Source organism: Reyranella sp., assembly GCF_017305915.1.
In the GTDB taxonomy this organism is placed as follows: Bacteria; Pseudomonadota; Alphaproteobacteria; order Reyranellales; family Reyranellaceae; genus Reyranella.
The window spans coordinates 324,561-344,445 of sequence record NZ_JAFKJN010000016.1 but is presented as its reverse complement, the minus strand read 5'-3'; the positions used below and the strand labels follow the sequence as shown (position 1 = coordinate 344,445).

The window sequence follows — 19,885 nt, the reverse complement described above, 5'->3', positions numbered from 1 at the left end:
TCCCGCTTCCGCAACGGGCCGGGACGCTGCGGTAGAGGGGGCCTCCGCGCCCCGGCCCGTTGCAACACCGTCCCTCACGGGACATTCAAAGGCACAGGAGACGCCAGGATTCTCAAGTTAAGCGTGGTCCGAAGAAACAGGGCAGGTCAGCACGACAAACTACGCAGCCAATAGTCTCAATCAGTACACCGCAGTCGGTGCAGTGACGCCGACTTATGATGCCAACGGCAATCTTACGTTCGACGGCACGAACACGCTCGGCTACGACGCGGAGAACCGCCTTGTGTCGGCGAGTGCAACAGGGATGACCGCATCCTACGCGTTCGACGGGCGCGGTCGTCGCAAGAGCAAGACCGTCAACGGCACGACTACGGTCTTCGTGACCGACGCCGACAATCGAGAAGTCCTCGAGTATGATGGCAGCACCGGCGCTGTCCAGCGGTGGTATGCCTATTCACTCGGGCCCAATGCTGTCCTAGGGCAGATGGACGTCATTGCTACCGCGCGTTCGACGCCCGTGTCGGATCTTTTGGGCTCGATCATCGGTTCGATGGACGCCGGCACCGGGACGCTCTCCATATTCGGCTATCAGCCGCACGGCTCAAGTGCCTCCACCCCCTCGCCATTCGCGTATACCGGCCAGCGCAATGACGCTGAGACCGGCCTCTACTACTACCGAGCTCGGCACTATTCCTCTAGATGGGGGCGCTTCTTGCAGGTCGACCCTGTCGGATATTCTACGGGGCCGCACCTTTACGGTTACGTTAGCAACGATCCATTGAACGGAACGGATCCAACCGGACTTTTCGTCACCCGTACCTGGAATTCTTTCCGAGATGCCATGGCTCTGACTGGCGAGGCCGTTGGGGCCGGCCTTGAGAATTATGCCCGTCAAGAGTTCAAGATGATGGACTCCTTAGGTGGTCCTGCTGGATACGCGGCAGCACAGGTCGGTCCGTTAGCCGTCGGCATTGGAGTCATGGCGGCGCCTGCGCTGCTGGCGACGGGTACGACAGCTGGCGGCGCCCTACTTCCGATAGCGGAGGCGGCACTTTACTATGGGCGAATCCAGACGATCGCGGGCTACGAAGTCGGCTATAGTGCTGGACTAGTTGGAACTACTTACAACGTGAACATGTGGGCGCTTTATGCAAAGCCCGGAGAAAGCTTAGGCCTCTTCGCATTGAATAATTTCTTCCGGGCACAAGCGGCTGCTTCCGGTGCTACCTCGATCAGCATTATCGGAGCAAGCATCATCAATCCGAGTCTTGCAAACATGAGCACGGCGCTCGCGTCTAGGTTGGGATACTCGGTCAGCCAAATTAATCCCTCTACGATATGGCTCAGGAGCGGTCTATGACTGCGGCAAGTTCCTCAACATCTGCAACCAATCTCAAGATTGTATTGTCTTCTATCTTTCGTCGAAAAGGGGGGGCAGGACAGCACATCCAGCTATTTGATGACATGCCACGCGAACTGCGCAGCGCGCTTTTGGATGAGATTCCGTTGACCCAAGATGAGGCGGCTGTCATCGGATACAATGGGCCAGATGATTCGCGGCTTCTGCTCACGACGGAGCGGCTGGTCTGGGGGCGACACTGCCAGTTCATCGAGGTAAGGATCGACGAAATTGACGATGTGAAAATTGATTTAAGTCGAATTCAGAGTGCCGAGGACAAGGCCAGCCTCAAAACCTTGGAGCTTTCTGCTGACTGTCGCAAATTTTCTCTGGCTCTGGAACCGGGTTTGGGACTGAGCGGTCTCTGGAATGTCTTGCATCACTTGGCAGTCAGAAATCGCAGAGCCCGAGACTGAGGATTGGCGTCAGATTAACCGATTTATAGCTCGCGTCGGTGCCATAGTCACTGTCTACGGCTACGCTCCCGCCGGCCGGATTGGCCGGCTTTTGCGAACCGACCGCTCGGCAGGCTATAGCCACGAAAAACGCGCGCTTCTCTTCCTTGCCTCTGACTGGCGAGGCCGTTGAGACCGGCCTTGAGAATTATGCCCGTCAAGAGTTCAAGATGATGGCCTCCTTAGGTGGTCCTGCTGGATACGCGGCCTCACAGGTCGGTCCGTTAGCCCGTTGGCATTGGAGCCATGGCGGCGCCTGCCGCCTTCGGGGCCATGGCGACCCGTACGACAGGCAGAGGCGGAAGAATCACTTCCGCCTCCACGTAGCCGTTCGAATGGGCGCGTACGCGCGCGGTCCACCCACTGACTGTGGATAAGTTCGGACCAGTGAGCCTCATTGTGGGCAATGGAACGCGAATCGCACCCTGATTTCCTTGGCGAAGAATCGCGGCCATTGCCCAAAATAGGAGTCTGGCGCGCTTTGCTGCAGGGTGGCATCCGTGATGATGCCCGTCCTGCGCCCCCAAAGCCTGTCACCTGGTCGCCGCGACTTCCCCGGAAGACGCGAGAGTAGAATCGAGGGGGGAGTCCCGGAAACGCGGACTGACAGGCCTCCGATGCCGATGCCATCGGCATTTACCCCGTCCACGGGGGGTGGACTGTTTGGGACGGGGATGGGCCGGCAGAGAGTGCGCGGGTCGATCTGCGCGGACCTTGCTCTAGGCGCCAATCTTCAGGAGCTTGGCCAAGGTGTTGCCGAGGATGTCGGCCTTCTCGGCGTCGCTGAGCGAGGTGGTGGCGAAGATGTGGTCGACCGGATGGAGCTCCCACGGATAGGGATAGTCGCTGCCCAGGACGACCTGGCTCGCGCCGACCTGCGCCACCAGATGGCGGAGCGCTTCCGGCGTGAAGATCAGCGAATCGAAGTAGAGCTGCTTGAGATACTCGGTCGGCTTCTTCTTGAGCTTGATGTCGGGATTGCAGCCGCGCGGACCGACCAGGCAGGCATGGTCGGAGCGGTCGGCATAGGAGGGCAGGTAGCCGCCGCCGTGGGCCGCGATGACCTTGAGGCCCGGGAATTTGTCGAGCGTGCCCTCGAAGATCAGGTGCGACAGCGCGATCGTCGTCTCGAGCGGATTGCCGATCGTGTTGCCAAGCCAGCCGTTGCCCGACAGCCGCTTGTTGAGCTCAGGCACGCCCTGCGGATGGATGAACAGCGGCACGCCGAGCGCCTCGGCCTTGGCCCATACCGGATGGAACTTGGGATCGGAGAATTCGAGGCTGCCCACGCCGCCGCCGACCGCGGCACCCTTCAGGCCCTGCTTCTTCACGGCCGTCTCCAGCTCCTGCACCGCCAGATCGGGCGCCTGCAGGGTGAGCGAGGCGAAGGCTGCGAAGCGGTCGGGCTTGCTGGCGCACAATTCGGCGAGCTTCTCGTTCTGGATCTTGACGATCTGGGCGGCGAGATCGCGGTCGCGGCCGTACCAGAAGGGATTGATCGACAGCACCTCCATGTCGACCGCCTGGGCGTCCATGGCGGCCAGCCGCTTGTCGATCTCGATGAAGGCTTCCTGCGCGCCGTTGACCACGGTCGGCACCTGGATGGCCTGCGCCTCGGCGCCGAGCAGCGCGCCGGCCTCGCGGAAGTGGCAATGCGAGTGGACGTCGATCGTCTTCACCCGCTTGCCGGAGACCACCACCGGCAGCTTGCGCGATTGCTGCGCCGTGGCCGCCTGGTCGAGCATACAACACCCACAGAACACGATTCCGGTCTTCAGGAAATTCCGCCGGTTATGCATGGCCCGTCTCCTCCGGTTTGTGCTTGTCTAGTTGAGCGCCGCCTCGCTCCTCGGATCGCCGGCGATGCGGCTGTGCCACATGATGCGCCGCTGGGTCATGTCCCACGGCGTCGCCTGGTGCAGCAGGCAGCGATTGTCCCACAGCAGCGCGTCGCCCGGCCGCCAGTCGTGATGCCAGGTGCGCGGCCGCTGGCAGGCGAAGGTAACCAACCCTTCGAGGAAGCGCTCCGACTCAAGCCCGTCCATGCCGGGGATGTCGTGGGCGTGGCGGCCGATCAGCAGCGATTTGCGGCCGGTCTCGGGATGCGTCTTGACCAGCGGGCGCAGCGGCACCGGCCCGTTGTGGAAGCCGTAGCCGCTGTACTCGCCGTCGGCCTTCGCCTTGCTGGAGTCGTGGCCGAGCTTGCTCTGGCTGTAGTGCAGCGAATGATGGGCGGCGAGACCCTCGAGCCTGGCGCGCGTCGCCGCGTCGAGCGCATCGTAGGCGGCGCGCACGTCGGCGAAGCCGGTGTGGCCGCCGACCGTCGGCACCTCCTCGGCGCAGAACACCGCGCCCTTGGCCTGGACCGGCATGTAGGTCGAATCGCAATGCCAGCCCATGTTGCCCTTGAGGATCTTCATGCGGTCGTCGTTGTCCTTCTCGAGCCGCAGCGTGCCGTCCTCCTTGACGTTGCTGATCGCCGTCATCTCGAACTCGAGCGGCCCGAAGCGCCTGGCGAAGGCGATCTGCTCGGCGCGCGTCAGGTGCTGGCCGGGAAAGATCAGCAGCGCGTGCTTCAGCCAGGCCGCGTACAGCGCCTCGAACGTCTCGTCGTCGATCTCGGAGACGCGAAAGCCGGTGACCACGGCGCCGAAGGTGGCGTCGACCGGCTCGATGGTGAGAGGCGTTGCCATGGTTCCTCCCGGGAATGCCGGTGGAACTATAGCATCAGCGCTCGACCGGCTCGAATCGCGGGTTCCGTAGGCCGAGAAGCGCGTAGGCCTCGTCGAGGCTGGCGACGATCGTGGCCTCCTTCTGACCGGCTTCCCGGCGATAGCGGGCATAGGTACGGGCTCTCTCGCCGGCCGCCACGCGCGAGGCCACGACCACGCGCTGCTGGATCACCGACGGCTGCTGCGCGCGCTCGGCCAGCCGGCTGTCGGGCACTGCGAACGCGGCCACCTCGGTGTAGTCGAAGATGCCGCGCACCTGGCCGTGGCGAGCCACGAACTCGACCATCGTGTTGTCCATCTCCTCCATGTCCTCGGACGAGAAGATGCCGGAAACAGTGACGCGCAAAACCCGGTGTCTGCGATCAAAGGCCAAACTCAGCATTCGGCGGTTCGGGACTTGGCTGGCATGGCGCGACGTCGCTTGTGCACATAATCGAAACGCCTTCCGGAGCGGAAGGCGCGCCATCCTGCCGTCGCGAGATGCGCAGGTAAAGCTTGCGCGAGCGTGAAGGATCGCGCGGCGATTTGTTTCCGGACGTCTGAATCTATGAGCCGCTGTTGGTGCCGGTGACGACGAAGCCTGCGATCAACGCAAACGTGCCGCCGACGCCGAGCAAGAGCGCGATGACCGGTACATTGCCCAAGAAGGCGAGGGCCAGGCAGCTCAGCGTGAACGCGATATGCATCGCGGCGAACAGCGGGAGCCGCTCGAAACTGGCGAAGGTCCGCCGATGTGCGAGCAACTCCGCGCGAGTGTCGATACCCGTGACCGCCATTCGATCCTCCGAGGTGGTCCACAAGATCACCGCGACGGCGAGCACCAGCAGGCTGGCGGCCGGCGCCGTCATCCAGCGGACGCCCGAACCGTCGCGATGCATCGTCGTCTCACCGTGACGGGCTGGTGCCGACGCTGCTGTTGCCCGGCGCGGCGCGATCAGAGCGGGTTTCACGACCGGCTTAGCGGGTCTGCGTCTTGACGTTCGCGCCGCCGTTCGCCGTGACGCTGTTCTGCTCGAGCCCGAAGTGGACGCGCCGCCCTGGCCCGTGCGACGCCCACGTCGCGGAAGGTTCCTCCGCGCTCGCGTCTATTAATAGCGGCTGGGCGACGTGCCGATGCGTCCGCTGCCGGGAGCGCCGGACGGGTTGTCGGGGTCGGAACCGATGCCGCTCGAGGCCGGCGGCGGCCGACGCAGGCGCTTCTCCTCCTGCGCCGGATCGACCGGCTGGTCGACCGTTGCGGGCGGCATCCCTTCTTCTTTCTTCTCGCAGGCGGCGAGCGGCCCCAGCAGGAGCAGGGCGAGGAGCGTGGATCGGCGGGTCATGATGCCGCGATTTGGTCCCGCGCCGCGGTGTCCGTCAAGTCACGCGCGCGCGAAAGGAAGGACCGCCCCACAGATGTCACTTCGACGAAGCGGCCGCGGCAGGAGACATAGCCCTTGTCCGTCGCTTCCTCCCACACCGGCAGGCGCGGGCAGGAGGTCCGCCAGCCGTCGATCACCTCGGCATGGGTGCGCGGCGTCCGCTCCAGCCATTCGAGCAGATCGCAGATCAGGGGCGTGAGCGTATCCATGACTCCGACTTTGCGCCCGTCGCAGCCGCAACGCCAATACATCCTGCAATCATCCGCGATACGTGCCGGATATGTCGGCTCACCGTGGCACGTCGCCCTTCAGCATGACGCGATAGAGATAGCGTGTCTCGCCCATATCGTAGTCGCTGTTGGCCTTGTGCAGCAGGCAGCGATTGTCCCAGATCACCAGGTCGCCCGGCTGCCAGCGGTGACGATACTGGAAGCGCTCCTGCGTGGCGTGCGCCAGCAGGTCGTCGAGCAGCGGCAGCGCCTCCTTGTGGTCGAGGCCGAGGATGCCCTCGATGCGGATCGGATTGATGTAGATCGACTTGGCTCCGCTCTCGGGATGGGTTCGCGCGATCGGATGCAGCACCGCGTTGGGCACGCGCTCCTTGTTCGTCTCGGAAAGCGTCATGAGCTGCCGCGCGCTGTGGCTGCTTTGATAGACATGAATCGCCAGCAAGGGATCGATGCACCGCCGCATCGGCTCGGGCAGGGCGTCGTAGGCCGCGGCCATGTTGGCGAACTGCGTGTCGCCGCCGTGGCTCGGCAGCTTCACGGCATGCAGCACGGTCGCCATCGGCGGCCGGTTGTCGTTCGAATGGTCGGTGTGCCAGCCCTCGCCCGGGATGTAGCGGCGGCCGTCCGGGAAACTGTCCTGGTTCGAGAGGTAGTGGATCTGCGGACAGTCGGGCAGGGCGAAGCGGGTGTTGTGCTGGGGAAAGATCTCGCCGAACAGCGACACCGCCTGCACCAGCGCTGCCGGCGCCAGCTCCTGCCCCCGGATCGCTAAAACGTGATGCCTGACGAAGGCATCCCTCAGGGCCTGCCGGACGTCGTCGCCGATGGGCCGCGACAGGTCCAGGTCGCGGATTTCTGCGCCCGTGTGGTCGGTCATCGCTGCGATCTGCACCGCAATCCTCCCTTGAACCGGCATCTTGCAGCCTAACGTCAAATGAGGGCAAATTCGGGAGAATGATAAATCGCTGGCAGGCGCTTTCGATGGCCGGGGCCTGTTTGATGGCCCTGCCGGTCTTTGCCGGCGAGGCGCCGCTGCCGGGCGAGCCGCCGCGGGTCGGCGCGCCGCCGCCCGGCGTGCCGCTGGTCGCCGATCATCATGTGCCTTCCACCGACCTCGGCTTTCAGCGCGGCGTCGGCCCCGCCGCCGGCCAGACCGTGAGCTGGCACGGTGAGCGTTATCTGGTGGTGGATGTCACCGCCGAGGGTGGCCGGCCGACCTTCGCGGGCGGCAGCCGCTTCTCCATCACGACGGCCGGTGCTGCGCTCGACATCGGGCTGAAGGCGCTGGTGCCGCAGGCCGATCGGCAGATGGCCGAGCAGCGCCAGTAGGGCGCGGCCGGTCGACATGCGCCGGCTCTCCTTTCTCTTCTTTCTCCTCCTGCTGCCGGGCCTTGCTTGGGCGGCCGATGGTCCGCAGCCGCCGTGCGCGGGCCCGGTGAATCCGGCCTATGGGCCGGTCGACGGGCTGCCAGCCGTCGCTCTCTGGAGTCATGCCGATCTCAGCCGCGAGCACTGGCAGCCGCCGGCCTGCCTGGGTTGGCAGGGCGACAGCCGCGTGGTGGCCGCGCTCGCGGCGCGCTTTCACTCGCCGCTGCCGCTCGATGCCATGGCGGAGCGCCTGGCGGCGGTCTCGCATCACCCCGAGATCCGCTTCTGGGCGGTGACCCGCCGCGCATGGCGGCCGCTGGTGGTGCAGAGCTGGGCGCTCGATCGCCCGGACTCCATGGTGCGTCGCGCCGATCCCAGCGCGGCCGAGCTCATGACCGGTCGCGACTTTTACTATGCCGAGGACGCGGAGGTCGGCGGCCGCGCGATCTGGCGGTTCCACGTGGTCGAGCGCACGCCGGACCGGCTGGTCGTTGCGACGGAAAACCTGACGCCGATCCGGGTGGCGCTGCTGACGATCTTCGAGCCGGGCGCGTTGCAGGTCGCGACGGTGCTGCAGCGGGACGGCGCCGATGCCTGGAGCCTCTACGAGATCACCCGCGCCGGGGCGGCCTCGAGTTCGTTCGTCGCCAGCTACGGCAGCTCCTACATCAATCGGCTCGACGCGATGCGCCGCCATCTCGCCGGCGTGCCGACCGACCGCGATCCACCGGCGGCGCCCTGGTAGGCTGGCCGGTCGGCTGGACGCTCGACGTCGACAACCTGCTGGCCTTGGCCATACCGCGCGAACTCCAGTGGGTCGCGTCCTCGGGCACGCTCTCCAGGGTTTTGACGATCACCTCTTCGATGCGCGCATCGTCGATCGTCCGCGGCGCTCCAGATCGGGGCGCATCGCGCAGCCCGGCCAGCCGATGCTCGACAAACCGGCGGCGCCACTTGCCGACTGTATCCTTGTCGATCTTCAGGGCCGCCGCGACTTGCTGGTTCTCCGCGCCTTGGGCGCAAGCCAGCACTATCCGCGCCCGCAGCCCCAGACCCTGACCCGTGGTGCGACGACGCGTCTGAGTCGGACTTTGAGTCTTGCGAACTTCAGACTTGGCACTAGAGCGATGCGCAAGATCGACCGGGAGGCCTTCCTGCCCGAGGAGGCGGCGACGATCGGCTTCGGCTCAGCCTCTGACTATTTCCGCGTGAACAGGCGGCTCATCAGGTCGCCGGCCTGGTGCGACGGCAGGTCGGCGATGGCGCGCAGCCGCGCAGCCGCGACTCGGCAGAAGAGCTCGTGCTGTGCTGGCTGGACCTTGGCCGGCTCGGCCAGGAGGTTGATCGCCGCCGCCTCGAATTGCCCGAGCAGCGCCTGATTGACCGCGGCGTTGGCGGCCTGGACCGCCTCGGCCGCTGGCGGCGAGCGGCGGTAGTGGCTGCGCATCACGCGCTCGGTGAGCGCCAACTCGCGCTTCTGCAGGTCGGGGCCGATCAGCGCCATCACCTGGGCATCGCCGCCGCGGGTGACGTAGCCGAAGCAGGCCCCGGGATCGCGGCGGCCGAGGGCTGAGTACTGGTCGGCCAGGAGATAGGCATAGGCGACCAGGATCTCGTCTTCGGCCTGCGGCAGGCGCTGGGCAAGGAACGGCGCCACCCGGGTGTGGCGCAACTCGTCCTCGATCTGGCCGGTCGACCAGCCCTCGACGTAGCGGCGCAGATAGAGCTCGGCCATGTCCTCGAACAGGTCCGGCTGGGCCGCGGCCAGGGTCGTGAAGGCCGGCGTGCGGCGCAGCGCCTGCTCGACGGCGATCAGCGAGGTATTGGCGCCGAGGCCCGAGGCGGCGAAGCGGTTGGCATCGACACGCAGGGTCACGGCCCGGGCGGCCAGCAGCTCCTGATCGGTCGGGTACCAGACCGATTCGGCGGGCTGCGCGATGGCGCGCTCGACGAAGGCGGGGGCGATGCCGGCCTCGAGCAGCAGCTGGCCGGTCGCCGCGGCGTTCTCGTTGCCGGCGAAGATGCCGCGATGGAAGCCGAGCCGCGCGCCGGCGCGCAGATAGCGCGCGCTGCCGGCGGCGTAGGCGACCGTGCAGGCCGAGGCGCAGACGTCGGCCGAATAGGTGGCAAGGCCGCGCGCCTTGATCAGGCGCGCGAGCTTGGCGGCTTCGCCCAGCCGTCCGCCGGCGCTGTTGAGATGCACGACGCGCAGGTTGGGCGCGGTCTCGAACAGCGCCTCGGCGTCGCGCGCCAGGCCGTACTTGAAGCCGCCGGCGACCTCGGCCTCGGTGCCGTCGCGCATCAGCCGCACCGCATAGGGCGGCAACGACGGATCGTCGAACAAGGCCATGCCGATGCCTTCGGAGAGCTCGGGCAACGCGGCCTGCACGAACAACCGCGCGGTATTGAGCGCCGACAGGACCAGCACGACTTGGACGGCGGCTGCCCAGGTGCCGTGGCGGCGGGCCGCCGAGCGCCACAGGCCGACCGTGGCATAGACCTGCGCCGCGATGACGATTCCCCAGATCGCGACGATGGCGGCGAAGACCAGCAGCGGATTGAAGTCCTGGGTCCGCACCAGCCAGCCGACGCCCTCGGGCAGGGCGAAGGCGAGTGCGACGACCAGCGGCGTGATCACCCAGAACGACAGGGCCAGCGAATAGTCGCCGTGCCAGAAGCGGTTCAATGGGGTCAGGCGGTGGGCGGCCGGAAACGCCGCAGCGCGATCACCGCGAGGATCAGGAAGAAGGCCAGTACCGCCGCCTGGCTGATGATGAAGGGCGGCTCGGTCTGGGTCGGCGCCAGCATGCGCAGCCGGCCGACCTTTTGGAAGGCCTGCACGACGGCGACGAAGACGTTGAAGTAGAGCGCCATCGTCGCGGTGACGACGTAGATCCAGCGCCAGGCGCCGATCAGGTTGCCGAAGTAGAGCGCGATCGCCGCGATCGCCAGCACCACCAGCGAGGTCACGCCCAGCATCTGGGCCGGTGTGAGCACGTCCTTCGACGGGAACAGGAAGCCGGTGGCCGAGGTCAGGATGGTGGCGACCAGGAAGATCGTGTTGCTGAGGCCGAGCACGCGGTTGCGCAGAAAGCGCTCCATGACGATCAGGCCGCCGGCGATGCCGATCACGCTCAGCAGCACGTGCACCAGGGTGAAGGTGGCGATGGACATGCCGAGGATCATGCGACGCTCCGGAAGGCGGGCATTACCTGCTCGCCGAAGCGCCGCATCGAGGCGATGTTCTGCTCGTGGCTCATGGCGCCGAAGCCGGTCTGGCAGAGCAGGTGCTGCACGCCGACGTCGCGCAGTTCCGCCACCTGCTCGCGCACCTTCTTCGGGGATCCGTAGAGCGAGCCGGTCAACAGCACGTAGGGGATGGCCTCGCCGTCGCCGACCTTGGGATCGGTCCATGGGTTCAGCGTTTCGGGGCCGGGCTCGAAGTCGGGTGGGTTGAAGGCCTCGCGGACGTGCATCATGTGGTGCCGCGTCTCGGTCAGCAGCGCCGCCAGCTCGTCCTCGGCCTGCGCGTCGGACTCCGCGACATAGACGTTGCGCCACAGCGCGCTCTGGGCCAGCAGACGGGCACGCGTGGCGTCGTCGTGGCCGCCGGCGATCAGGCCCTGCTCGTAGAGCGCCCAGCGCTCCTTGATGCGCGCGACCGGCAGCCGCGCGGTCAGGATCGGCACGCCGAGCTTGCCGCATTCGGTGAAGGAGCCGGGCGAGATCACGCTGCGCCACAGCGGCGGGCCGGGTTGCTGCACCGGCTTGGGCCTGAGTTCCGGCACATGGACCTTGTGGAACTTGCCGTCGTAGGAGAACGGCGCCTCGCGCCAGGCGCGCTTGAGGATCTCGACCGCCTCCTCCATGCGCTCGCGGCTGTCGTGGCTGCGCAGGCCGTGGCCGACGAACTCGTACTCGTTGTAGACGGTGCCCTTGCCGATGCCGACATCGATGCGGCCGCGGCTGAGATTGTCGAGCAAGGAGAGCTGCACGGCGAGCCGCACCGGATGATGGAACGGCGTCTGCACCACGGCGAAGCCGATGCGGATGCGGCTGGTCTTCATCGCCAGCGCCGCCGCGAACATCAGCGAGTCGTTGTACACGCTCTCGCCGGTGAAATAGTGCTCGGTCAGCCAGACGTCGCTGAAGCCCAGGCGCTCGGCGGTGCAGACCTGCTCGATCTGCTGCTCGATGCGCGCGGCATCCTCTTCCGGCGACGGCGATAGCGCCAAGGTCAGCCAGCCGAACTGCATTGTCTCCCCATCCCCAACGAACGCGTCCCCTTACGCAACTGTCTGGCCTCATAGCATTTTTCACGCCCGAATCGCCACGGAAAGGTCACTTCAATCGAGCCGGCGGCGCGACGATTGTGAAGCATGCTGAAAATCGTCAAGGACTCGGTGCTGAGGGTGAGCCGCTCCCTGGGCTATGACATCGTGCCCTTGCGCGAGGTGAAAGAACGCGATTTCGCCCTGCATCTGGGTGAGCTGCTGACGCAGCTCGAGATCGACTGCGTCCTCGATGTCGGCGCCAATGTCGGGCAGTACCACGATTTCCTGCGCAACAAGGTGCTGTTCGAGGGGCCGATCGTCTCGTTCGAGCCGGTCGGCCGCCACGTCGCCCTGCTGAAGCAGCGCGCCGCGGACGATCCGCACTGGCATATCGAGCCCTATGCGCTCGGCGCCAAGGAAGGCAATCTCGACATCAATGTCATGGTCTCCGATCAGTTCAGCTCCTTCCTCGAGCCGGACAACAGCCGGGTCCACGAGTTCGACGGCCTCAACGTTCCTTCCCGTACCGAGACAGTCGCTGTGAAGACGATCGACTCGATGCTGCCCGAGCTGCGCGCGCGGCTGGGCTTCAAGCGGCCCTATCTCAAGCTCGACACCCAGGGCTTCGACATCGAGGTGCTCGAGGGCTCGCTCCAGAGCCTCAGCGCCGTCCCGGCGCTGCAGAGCGAGGCGTCGGTGATCGGCATCTACAAGGGCATGCCGGGCTACGTCGAGACGATCCGCTATCTCGGCGACAAGGGCTTCGACATCACCGGCCTCTATCCGGTGAGCCGCGACCGCTCGCTGCGCCTGATCGAGTTCGACTGCGTGATGATCAACCGTTCGATGGCGGCTTAAGGGGGCGGCCTGAGGCCGTCCATCAGCTTGCACAGCCGCGCCACGTCGTCGCCGGCGACGAACACGTCGTCGGGCATGCGCGCGAGCGCGCCGCCGATGCGCGCATAATCGTCGACCGTCAGCGCCTCGAAGAAGCGCACCAGCTGGTCCTCGAGCGGCGGCTCGAAGGTGAAGCCGATGCCGTGGCGCTGCACCACCGAGCCGACCTCGAAGTCGCGCACCGCCAGGCACGGCACCCCGAAGTAGCCGGCCTCGTAGAAGCGACAGGGCATCAGCCAGCGCGAATTGTGGTCGGCATGCTCGAGGTCGAGCGCCCAGGCGAAGTCGACTTCGCGATAAAGGGTCTCGAGATCGGTGTGCGGCTGGTAGGGACCGCCGAAGGTCATGTTGGGCAGCCGCTCCAGCGTGCGCTGGAAGTTGGCCGGGTCGACGGTGGTGAGCGCGCCGCGGAACACGAACTCGACCGTGCCCTGCAGCCGTTCGGCCAGCCGCGCCATCAGCGCGAAGGTCTCCTCACCGCGGATCAGGCCGAAATAGCCGACCACCCACGGCCGGCCACCCTTGACGGGCGGGCGCGTCGGCGGCCGGGCGATGGTCGCGATCGAGGGATGGAGCTTGTTCTCGACCAGGAACCACGGCCCGCGATGGCGCTGCACGGCGGCGTAGTAGTTGCGATGGAAGGCGGGCGAGGAGAGGGCGAGCAGGTCGACGAGCTTCAGGCAGCGCCGCTCGATCCAACGGATCAGCGCCGCCCGGGGGCCGCGGCTCATCAGGATCGGCGGGATGTCGAGGACCTCGTAGACGATCGGCGCGCGGCTGCCGCCGAGCCGCCGGGCGAGGAAGGCGAGCAGCAACTGGTCGATGTTGCGGGCGTAGAAGATCGACGCGTCGGCGAAGCGCCGGCGATGGCCGAGCAAGGTCGGAATAGCACCGGCGAGCGCGCGCAGGCGATGGCCGTAGCGGCCGTCGATCGTCTTGCCCAGCGTCACGTGCGGCCACGGCGGCTGGTAGTCGTTGTTGTAGCGCGTGCGATGGAAGCCGAAGACGGTGACGGCGAAGCCGTGATCGATGAATTGCTGGACGCGCTTCACCGTGCTCGCGTCGCGCACTTCCGAGCCGAAGTACACCAGCGCGCGTGTGGTTCGCTCCGGCGAACGAGTCCATCCACTCATCAAGTCGACGTGCGCCCGTTCATCGATCGAAGCGTCCATGGCGCCGAGTATCGGGGCTCGCGATGATGCGTGAACGTGATCAATTTGTGTCGCTTTTGCCGTGGCTTAGGCACCTCCGGGCGCCACAGGTTGATCACTGGCAGGCCGGGGCTGCGCGATGGTTTTGTGCGCTGCATGGACACCGCGCTTCCCCCCGGCTTCCTGCGCACACCGCGCTTCGAACGGGTCGCCATCACGTCGGTGTTCGGCAACCCGCGCGAGTTGCGGACGTGGTCCGGCGCCCCCGCCAACGTCGCCTCGGCGCTGGAGCGCTTCGGCGTGATGGTGAAGGAGATCCAGCCGCGACTCGGCAAGAGTGCGAAGCTCGGCATCGCGCTGCGCGACATGCTGTCTGGCCACGGCCGCCCGGTGAGCACGGAGCAGGTGCTGCGCAGCCTGACGACGCGCCAGCGCTTCGCGGCGCAGGTCGCCGAGCAGGCCGGGCGCATGGGCGTGAGCGACGTGCTGCACACCGGCACGCTCGATCTGCTGCCCGCCGGCAGCCGCGACATCCGGCATTACCTCTACTGCGATCACACCTGGGCGCTGGCGCAGCGCCATCATGTCCATGCGAGCCAGTACACCGGACGGGCGCTGCAAGCGTTCGAGGAGGCAGAGCGGCAATCGCTCGACGGCATCGCCCATGTCTTCACCTTCGGTTCCTACGTGCGCGACAACCTGATCGCCCATTACGGCCTCGCGCCCGACAGGGTGACCGCGGTCGGCTCGGGCATGGGGGCGATCCAGCCATGGCGCGAGGCCAAGGATTATGCGCGGCCGCGGCTGCTGTTCGTCGCCAAGCACCTGTTCCAGGCCAAGGGCGGCATGCTGCTGGTCGAGGCGTTCAGGATCGCACGCCGGCGTCGCGGCGACCTGGCGCTGACCATCGTCGGCGATCCGCGCAGCCGCACCTTCGTGCCCGACATGGAGGGCATCGAGTTCCGCGCCCATCTGCCGTGGGAGGAGCTGCAGCGCCTCTACCGTGAAGCGACCCTGCTGGTGCAGCCGATGCTCAACGACCCGTGGGGCCAGGTCTATCTCGAGGCGATGGTCTCGCGCACGCCGGTGATGGGCCTGGCGCGCAACGGCCTGCCCGAGCTGGTCGACGGCGGCCGTCATGGCTTCCTGGTCGATCGAGCCGATCCCGAGGCGCTGGCCGAGGCGATCGTGAGCGCGCTCGGCGATCCCCATCGTCTCGAGCGCATGGCCGAGCGGGCCCAACAATATGTCCTCGCGACCCATTCCTGGGATCGCGTGGGCGAGCGAATCCTCTTCTCCTGAACGGAAGGTCGCGTATATGTCCTCACCTGCCGACAAGAAAAAGGTCGCCCTGATCTCCGGTATCACCGGACAGGACGGCGCCTACCTCGCCGACTTCCTGCTACAACGCGGCTACACGGTGCACGGCATCAAGCGCCGCTCGTCGTCGCTCAACACCGACCGCATCGACTACCTCTATCGCGACCGTCACGACGCCGGCGTGCGGCTGTTCCTGCATTACGGTGACATGACCGATTCGACCAACCTGCTGCGGCTGGTCGGCGAGATCAGGCCGACCGAGATCTACAATCTTGCGGCGCAGAGCCACGTGCAGGTGAGCTTCGAGACGCCGGAATACACCGCCAACACCGATGCGCTCGGCACGCTGCGCATGCTCGAGGCGATCCGCATCCTGCAGATGGAGGACGACGTCCGCTTCTACCAGGCCTCGACCTCGGAGCTGTTCGGCAAGGTTCAGGAGACGCCGCAGCGCGAGCAGACGCCGTTCTATCCGCGCAGCCCGTACGCCGTCGCCAAGCTCTATGCCTACTGGATCACGGTGAACTACCGCGAGGCCTACGGCATGCACGCCTCCAACGGCATCCTGTTCAACCACGAATCGCCGATCCGCGGCGAGACCTTCGTCACCCGCAAGATCACCCGCGCCGTCGCGGCGATCGAGCGCGGCATCCAGGACAAGCTGTTTCTCGGCAACCTCGACGCCAAGCGCGACTGGGGCCATGCGCGCGATTACGTCGAGGGCATGTGGCGCATCCTGCAGCAGGAGCTGCCCGACGACTACGTGCTCGCCACCGGCGAGACCCACACGGTGCGCGAGTTCGTCGAGCTGGCCTTCCGCCAGATCGATCGCCGCATCGAATGGAAGGGCAGCGGCCTCGACGAGCACGGCATCTGCCAGCGCAGCGGCAAGATCCTGGTGGCGCTCGATCCCGCCTATTGCCGGCCGACCGAGGTCGACCTGCTGCTCGGCGATCCGGCCAAGGCGCTGGCCAAGCTCGGCTGGCGCCACCACACCAGCTTCGAGCAGCTGGTCGCTGAAATGGTCGAGAACGACCGCACCATCCTGAAGGTAACCGGAGCGCGTCATGAACCCGTCCTACACGCTGCGCAATAAGCGGGTCTGGGTCGCGGGCCATCGCGGGCTGGTCGGCAGCGCGATCGTCCGCCGCCTCGAGCGCGAAGGCTGCGAGGTCGTGACGTCGCCGCGCGAAGCGGTCGACCTGCGCCGGCCCGAGCAGCTCGAGCGCTGGATGCGCGAAGTGCGCCCGCAGGCGGTGTTCCTGGCGGCTGCGCGCGTCGGCGGCATCTACGCCAACGACACGCGCCCGGCCGAGTTCATCTACGACAACCTCGCCATCCAGACGAATGTCGTAGAGGCGGCGCGGCGCTATGACGTGGAGAAGATGCTCCTCATGGGGTCCTCCTGCATCTATCCCCGTCTGGCGCCGCAGCCGATCCCCGAGGCGGCGCTGCTCACCGGGCCGCTCGAGCCGACCAACCAGTGGTACGCGATCGCCAAGATCGCGGGTCTGATGACCGGCCAGGCCTATCGCCGCCAGTATGGCTGCGACTTCATCTCGGTGATGCCGTCCAACCTCTACGGGCCGGGCGACAACTTCGACCTGATGCAGAGCCACGTCGTGCCGGCGCTGATCGTCAAGGCGCACGACGCCAAGCTCGCCGGCGCGCCGCACATCGATGTCTGGGGCACCGGCACGGTGCGCCGCGAGTTCCTCCATGTCGACGATGCCGCCGACGGCATGGTCTATTTCATGAAGAACTACTCGGACGAGAAGATCGTCAATCTCGGACCGGGCGGCGACGTGCCGATCCGCGAGCTGGTGCAGCTGGTTTGCGACGTCGTCGGCTTCAAGGGCAGCCTGCGCTTCGACGCGTCGAAGCCCGACGGAACGCCGCGCAAGATGGTCGACACCTCGTATGCCGAGTCCCTCGGCTGGCGGGCCAAGACGCCGCTGAAGCAGGGGCTCGCGCAGACCTATCGCTGGTACCTCGACAATGTCGGCTCCCAGCGCGCCGTCGCCTGAAGGCGGCTTGTCGCCCGAGCACGAGCTGGCGACCGACCATCTGACGCCGGATATCGGGCGCCGCTCGCGTCGCGGCGGCGCCGTGCTGCTGGGCGCGCAGATGGTGCGCGTGCTGGGACAGATGGCCACCCTGGTGGTGCTGGCCCGCCTCCTGCCGCCGCAGGCCTTCGGCCTGCTGGCGATGGTGGCGGCGATCGGCCTGGTGCTCGACCTGGTCAAGGAGTTCGGCCTCTCCAGCGCCACCATCCAGAAGAGCGACATCACCCACGCCCAGGTCTCGGCGCTGTTCTGGGTCAATGCCGGCGTCGGCGCGGCGCTGGCGGCGCTGCTGTTCGTCACCGCGCCCCTGATCGCCGAATTCTACGGCCAGCCCGAGCTCGAGGGCATCGCGCGCTGGCTGGCGCTGGGCTTCGTGGCGAGCGGCCTCACCGTGCAGCACTGGGCGCTGCTGCGCCGGCAGATGCGCTTCAAGGCCATCGCCGGCATGGAGACGACGGCGGACCTGGTGAGTTTCGGGACGGCGATCGCGCTCGCCGTGCACGGCGCCGGCTACTGGGCGCTGGTGGTGCAGCGGCTGATCCCACCGATCCTGCTGCTGCTCGCGAGCTGGCTGATCTGCCGCTGGCGTCCGGCGCGGCCGGCGAGCGCTCCGGGCGTGCGGGCGCTGCTGGGCTTCGGCGCCAGCGTCACCGGCAGCCAGATCTCGGCCGCCCTTGCCCGCAGCGTCGACCAGATCCTGATCGGCTGGCTGTGGGGACCGGCCGTGCTCGGCCTCTACGAGCGCACGACGCGGCTCCTGCTGGTGCCGATCAACACCATCAACGCGCCGGTCTATGCCGCCGCGATGCCGGCGCTGAGCCGCCTGCTCGACGAGCCGGCACGCTACCGCTCGATATTCTGCCAGGCCATGCAGAAACTCGGCCTGCTCACCATGCCGGTGTTCGCCCTGGCCGCCGTCACCGCCGACTGGGTGGTCGACATCCTGTTCGGGCCGGCGTGGCATCGGGCGATCCCGCTGGTCGCGCTGTTCAGCGTCTCGGCGACCTTCCTGCCGGTGCTGATGGCGGCGGGCCTGCTCTTCCTCACCCAGGCCCGCACGGCCGACATGCTGCGCGCGACCGGGCTCGACGCCGTGGTCTCCGTCGCCGCGATCGTGGCCGGGCTGCCGTGGGGCGTGATCGGCGTCGCAGCCTCGATCGCGCTGGTCGGCGTGCTGATCCGCACGCCGCTCGCCTTCTGGCTGGCGGCGCGGCGCGGGCCGGTCGGGGTCGGCGCGGTGTGGCGCGCGATTGCGCCGCCGGCCTCGATCGCGCTGGCGATCGCCGTGATCGTCGGCGGCCTGCGCGTCATCACGCCCGATGCCACGCCGGCGGCGATGGCGCTGGTGGCGGCGACGGCGCTGGTGATCGCCCTGATCGGCCTGCTCGCCTGGCCGGAAACGCGCCGCGAGGTGCGGCAGGTCCTGGCACGCGGCCGGCTCAGCTTCTCGCCGTCCTGATCGCGCCCATCGATCCGGTGCGGGCGACCGAGCTCTGCCCGCGCCTCGTCCTCAGGCTCTACTACTTCAACGGCCAGAAGAACCGGGCGCGCGTCTTCCCGGCGAGCGCTGCGGCCGACCGTCACCCGCGCACGGCTCGCGCGCAGCTATCCGTTCCCGGGCGGCGCCGATGGCGCGACCGGGCGTGCGCCGCGTCCCGCCTTGGTCGCCGCCCGCTGACCCTGCCGCGTGCCGGCGGCGCGATCTGCCGCAGTCCGCAGTCAGAAAGTCTCCCTCAAACGTCATGACTTCGTAACAGTTTTCGACTATTCGAGAATTATGGAAATGAAGGACGCCATCCTCGGCTTTGCGGCCTTGGCGCAGGAAACGCGGCTCAAGCTGATGCGCGTGCTCGCGTCGTGCACGCCGGCCGGCATGTCGGCCGGCGAGCTCGCGGCCGAGCTGGGGCAGGTTCCGTCGACATTGTCCTTTCACCTTTCTGCTCTGGAGCAGGCCGGGCTGATCCAGTCGACGCGCCAGGGCCGCTACGTGGTCTACATCGTGCGCTTCGCCGGCCTGCGCGCCCTGTTCACCGTGCTGACCGAAACCTGCTGCTCGGGTCAGCCGGAGCTGTGCGGCGACCTCATGCGGCTTCTGCCCGATCCCCCAGCGAAGGAAGAACCCATGTCATCGGCGTTCAACGTGCTGTTCCTGTGCACGCACAATTCGGCGCGCTCCCTGATGGCGCAGGCCATCCTCGCCCAGATCGGCAAGGGTCGCTTCAACGCCTACTCGGCGGGGTCCGACCCGGGGAGAGCGCCGATGCCCGACGTCATCGAGAAGCTCGAGGCGCTGGGACACGACGTCTCGGGCCTGCGCTGCAAGTCATGGAACGAGTTCACCGGTCCGGATGCGCCGCGCATGGATTTCGTCATCACGCTCTGCGACACCCTGGAGGGCCAGGACTGCCCCGATGTCGGCGACAAGCCGGTGACGGCGGCATGGCCGCTGCCCGACCCGGCGAAGTTCCGCGGCTCGGCGACCGAGCGCGAGACGATGATCAACGCCCTCTACGGCATGATCCGCCGCCGGCTCGAGATCTTCATCAACCTGCCGTACGCGTCGCTCGATCGCATGGCGCTCAAGAAGCGGCTCGACGAGCTCGGCGACAGCGTCAGGGCGCCGGCATAGGAG

The 19,885-nt window shown here is 67.0% G+C and carries 22 protein-coding genes; 10 read left to right on the top strand and 12 right to left on the bottom strand.

Going from position 1 to position 19,885, the window contains the following annotated elements; translation table 11 throughout:
* The first annotated feature begins 202 nt into the window (after window positions 1–202).
* Window positions 203–1,360: an RHS repeat-associated core domain-containing protein gene (locus J0J01_RS16140; RefSeq protein ID WP_296382318.1), complete on the top strand. Its 1,158-nt coding sequence runs from the start codon at window positions 203–205 to the stop codon at window positions 1,358–1,360.
* The gene (locus J0J01_RS16135; protein ID WP_296382316.1) at window positions 1,357–1,815 is read left to right on the top strand and encodes a hypothetical protein; all 459 of its coding nucleotides are present in this window, start codon (window positions 1,357–1,359) and stop codon (window positions 1,813–1,815) included. The genes J0J01_RS16140 and J0J01_RS16135 overlap by 4 nt, the downstream gene beginning before the upstream one ends.
* 758 nt (window positions 1,816–2,573) lie before the next feature.
* On the opposite strand, the gene J0J01_RS16130 is transcribed toward J0J01_RS16135, so the two are convergent.
* The 7 genes from J0J01_RS16130 to J0J01_RS16100 all read right to left on the bottom strand — a co-directional run bounded on the left by J0J01_RS16130 (window position 2,574) and on the right by J0J01_RS16100 (window position 7,069).
* A complete protein-coding gene (locus J0J01_RS16130) occupies window positions 2,574–3,653 on the bottom strand; it encodes an amidohydrolase family protein (protein WP_296382313.1) in 1,080 nt (359 codons plus the stop codon).
* A 27-nt stretch (window positions 3,654–3,680) separates the two neighbouring features.
* Window positions 3,681–4,547 carry a TauD/TfdA family dioxygenase gene (locus tag J0J01_RS16125; RefSeq protein WP_296382312.1) on the bottom strand — a complete coding sequence of 289 codons (867 nt, stop codon included), beginning with the start codon at window positions 4,545–4,547 and terminating at the stop codon, window positions 3,681–3,683.
* 34 nt (window positions 4,548–4,581) lie between these two features.
* The gene (locus J0J01_RS16120) at window positions 4,582–4,932 is read right to left on the bottom strand and encodes a hypothetical protein (protein ID WP_296382310.1); all 351 of its coding nucleotides are present in this window, start codon (window positions 4,930–4,932) and stop codon (window positions 4,582–4,584) included.
* A 199-nt stretch (window positions 4,933–5,131) separates the two neighbouring features.
* On the bottom strand, window positions 5,132–5,464 hold the full coding sequence (locus J0J01_RS16115; RefSeq protein ID WP_296382308.1) for a hypothetical protein: 333 nt from the start codon (window positions 5,462–5,464) through the stop codon (window positions 5,132–5,134).
* Between the two features lie 210 nt (window positions 5,465–5,674).
* A complete protein-coding gene (locus J0J01_RS16110; protein ID WP_296382306.1) occupies window positions 5,675–5,908 on the bottom strand; it encodes a hypothetical protein in 234 nt (77 codons plus the stop codon).
* Entirely contained in the window at window positions 5,905–6,156 is a 252-nt protein-coding gene (locus J0J01_RS16105; RefSeq protein ID WP_296382304.1) for a hypothetical protein, read from the bottom strand. Before J0J01_RS16105 ends, J0J01_RS16110 begins: the two co-directional genes overlap by 4 nt.
* A 79-nt stretch (window positions 6,157–6,235) precedes the next feature.
* Window positions 6,236–7,069: a TauD/TfdA family dioxygenase gene (locus J0J01_RS16100; RefSeq protein ID WP_296382302.1), complete on the bottom strand. Its 834-nt coding sequence runs from the start codon at window positions 7,067–7,069 to the stop codon at window positions 6,236–6,238.
* An 89-nt stretch (window positions 7,070–7,158) separates the two neighbouring features.
* Here J0J01_RS16100 and J0J01_RS16095 point away from each other — a divergent pair, with 89 nt between their 5' ends.
* On the top strand, window positions 7,159–7,506 hold the full coding sequence (locus J0J01_RS16095; RefSeq protein WP_296382300.1) for a hypothetical protein: 348 nt from the start codon (window positions 7,159–7,161) through the stop codon (window positions 7,504–7,506).
* Between the two features lie 106 nt (window positions 7,507–7,612).
* Window positions 7,613–8,290 (top strand): DUF6675 family protein, encoded by a 678-nt coding sequence (locus J0J01_RS16090; RefSeq protein ID WP_296382299.1) that lies wholly within the window; start codon window positions 7,613–7,615, stop codon window positions 8,288–8,290.
* Here J0J01_RS16090 and J0J01_RS16085 read toward each other — a convergent pair.
* The 4 genes from J0J01_RS16085 to J0J01_RS16070 all read right to left on the bottom strand — a co-directional run bounded on the left by J0J01_RS16085 (window position 8,214) and on the right by J0J01_RS16070 (window position 11,801).
* Window positions 8,214–8,579 carry a helix-turn-helix domain-containing protein gene (locus tag J0J01_RS16085; RefSeq protein WP_365737231.1) on the bottom strand — a complete coding sequence of 122 codons (366 nt, stop codon included), beginning with the start codon at window positions 8,577–8,579 and terminating at the stop codon, window positions 8,214–8,216. The two genes, J0J01_RS16090 and J0J01_RS16085, sit on opposite strands and share 77 nt — an antisense overlap.
* A 164-nt stretch (window positions 8,580–8,743) precedes the next feature.
* The gene (locus J0J01_RS16080) at window positions 8,744–10,231 is read right to left on the bottom strand and encodes a hypothetical protein (protein WP_296382294.1); all 1,488 of its coding nucleotides are present in this window, start codon (window positions 10,229–10,231) and stop codon (window positions 8,744–8,746) included.
* A 5-nt stretch (window positions 10,232–10,236) separates the two neighbouring features.
* Entirely contained in the window at window positions 10,237–10,719 is a 483-nt protein-coding gene (locus J0J01_RS16075; protein WP_296382292.1) for a hypothetical protein, read from the bottom strand.
* 8 nt (window positions 10,720–10,727) lie between these two features.
* Window positions 10,728–11,801 carry an LLM class flavin-dependent oxidoreductase gene (locus J0J01_RS16070; RefSeq protein WP_296382290.1) on the bottom strand — a complete coding sequence of 358 codons (1,074 nt, stop codon included), beginning with the start codon at window positions 11,799–11,801 and terminating at the stop codon, window positions 10,728–10,730.
* 123 nt (window positions 11,802–11,924) lie between these two features.
* Between J0J01_RS16070 and J0J01_RS16065 the strand changes: the two genes are divergently transcribed.
* Window positions 11,925–12,677 (top strand): FkbM family methyltransferase, encoded by a 753-nt coding sequence (locus tag J0J01_RS16065; protein ID WP_296382288.1) that lies wholly within the window; start codon window positions 11,925–11,927, stop codon window positions 12,675–12,677.
* Here J0J01_RS16065 and J0J01_RS16060 read toward each other — a convergent pair.
* Window positions 12,674–13,888, bottom strand: a complete 1,215-nt coding sequence (locus J0J01_RS16060; protein ID WP_296382287.1) for a hypothetical protein — start codon at window positions 13,886–13,888, stop codon at window positions 12,674–12,676. The genes J0J01_RS16065 and J0J01_RS16060 overlap by 4 nt on opposite strands.
* Before the next feature lie 135 nt (window positions 13,889–14,023).
* On the opposite strand from J0J01_RS16060, the gene J0J01_RS16055 reads away from it, so the two are divergent.
* The 5 genes from J0J01_RS16055 (at window position 14,024) to J0J01_RS16035 (ending at window position 19,882) form a co-directional block, all read left to right on the top strand.
* Window positions 14,024–15,169 (top strand): glycosyltransferase family 4 protein, encoded by a 1,146-nt coding sequence (locus tag J0J01_RS16055; RefSeq protein WP_296382285.1) that lies wholly within the window; start codon window positions 14,024–14,026, stop codon window positions 15,167–15,169.
* A 16-nt stretch (window positions 15,170–15,185) separates the two neighbouring features.
* Entirely contained in the window at window positions 15,186–16,283 is a 1,098-nt protein-coding gene (gmd, locus tag J0J01_RS16050; protein ID WP_296382283.1) for a GDP-mannose 4,6-dehydratase, read from the top strand.
* Window positions 16,255–17,214, top strand: a complete 960-nt coding sequence (locus J0J01_RS16045; RefSeq protein WP_296382281.1) for a GDP-L-fucose synthase — start codon at window positions 16,255–16,257, stop codon at window positions 17,212–17,214. The genes gmd and J0J01_RS16045 overlap by 29 nt, the downstream gene beginning before the upstream one ends.
* Window positions 17,186–18,712, top strand: coding sequence for a lipopolysaccharide biosynthesis protein (locus J0J01_RS16040; protein WP_296382279.1), 1,527 nt, complete (start codon window positions 17,186–17,188; stop codon window positions 18,710–18,712). Before J0J01_RS16045 ends, J0J01_RS16040 begins: the two co-directional genes overlap by 29 nt.
* A gap of 324 nt (window positions 18,713–19,036) precedes the next feature.
* A complete protein-coding gene (locus tag J0J01_RS16035) occupies window positions 19,037–19,882 on the top strand; it encodes a metalloregulator ArsR/SmtB family transcription factor (RefSeq protein ID WP_296382277.1) in 846 nt (281 codons plus the stop codon).
* Window positions 19,883–19,885 lie beyond the last annotated feature (3 nt).